Origin of the sequence: Micromonospora sp. AMSO12t, assembly GCF_008806585.1 — a bacterium.
In the GTDB taxonomy this organism is placed as follows: Bacteria; Actinomycetota; Actinomycetes; order Mycobacteriales; family Micromonosporaceae; genus Micromonospora; species Micromonospora reichwaldensis.
In genome coordinates this window covers 1-1,219 of sequence record NZ_WAAS01000511.1, presented here as the reverse complement: position 1 = coordinate 1,219, position 1,219 = coordinate 1, and the positions used below count along the sequence as shown (strand labels likewise).

Genomic DNA, 1,219 nt, shown 5'->3' with positions numbered 1-1,219 from the left:
CCGGGGGGACACCCCGGATCCGGCCGCCGCCGGCCCCGAGGCACCCGGGGTCGCCACCCGTGGCGTGACGGACCCCCGCACGTACTACTACCGGCGGTTCCTCACCGACGCGGTGCGGGCGGTGGACGCCGTCCGGACCCTGCCGGCGGTCGATCCGGCGCGGGTCGCGGTCCTCGGGCACAGCCAGGGCGGCGGGGCCGCGCTCGCCGTCGCCGCGTTGACGCCCGACCTGCGGGCCGTCGTGGCCGGCGTGCCCTTCCTGTGCGACATCCCGCGCGCGATCGTGCTCACCGACGCGCAGCCGTACCGGGAGATCCGCGACTATCTGGCCGTCCACCGGCACGCCGAGGAGCGGGTGCTCGACACCCTGGCGTACGTCGACGGGGTGAACTTCGCCCGCCGGTGCCACCTGCCGGCCCGCTTCTCCGTCGCGCTGATGGACGAGATCGTGCCGCCGTCGACGGTCTTCGCCGCCGTCAACGCCTGCCGGGGGCCGACGGAGCTGTCGGTCTGGCGGTACAACGGTCACGAGGCCGGCGGGATCGACGACGACGAGGCGGCGGTGGGCTTCCTGCGCGTACACCTCTGGCCGGACCGGGCGCCCGACGGCCCGTAGCCTGATAGACAGGGGTGTGGCCAGGCCAGTCCGGATCCGCCGGCGAGCCCCGCGCGCCGCGACCGCCCGCCGGCGGGCGGTGGCCGTGGCCGTGGCCGTCGTGATCGTGGCGCTCGCGCCCGGCTGCACCCGATCCGCGCCGTCACCACCGGCCGCGTCGCCACCGTCGTCCCCGGCGTCCGCCTCCGCCGCGACGTCGCCCGGGCCGGGCCTCGTCGTCCTCACCGACGTCGACCCGCGCATCCGGACCGACATCCGGTACGCCACCGCCCACAACTTCGTCGGTCGGCCGGTCGCCGGCTACCCCGAACCGCTCTGCCTGCTCACCCGCCGGGCCGCCGAGGCGCTGCGCCGGGTGCAGGACGCCGCCCTCGCCCGGGCCCGCAGCCTGAAGGTGTACGACTGCTACCGCCCCCAACGGGCCGCCGACGACTTCGTCGAGTGGGCCCGGCAGCCCGGCGAGCAGCGGATGAAGGCGGAGTTCTATCCCCGGGTGGCGAAGTCCGAGCTGTTCGACGAGGGGTACGTCGGGGCGCCCACCGCCCACAGCCGGGGCAGCACGCTCGACCTGACCCTGGTCGACGTGCCGACCCCCACCCAGCC

At 76.3% G+C, this 1,219-nt stretch carries 2 protein-coding genes; both read left to right on the top strand.

The annotated features are described in order from the left end of the window. Nucleotides 1-616 (top strand): alpha/beta fold hydrolase (locus F6X68_RS32690; protein WP_151457835.1); only part of this gene is annotated, 616 nt, incomplete at its 5' end. Between the two features lie 16 nt (nt 617-632). Continuing rightward, nucleotides 633-1,219: M15 family metallopeptidase (locus tag F6X68_RS32685; protein ID WP_305069301.1), on the top strand; the 587-nt coding region annotated here is incomplete at its 3' end.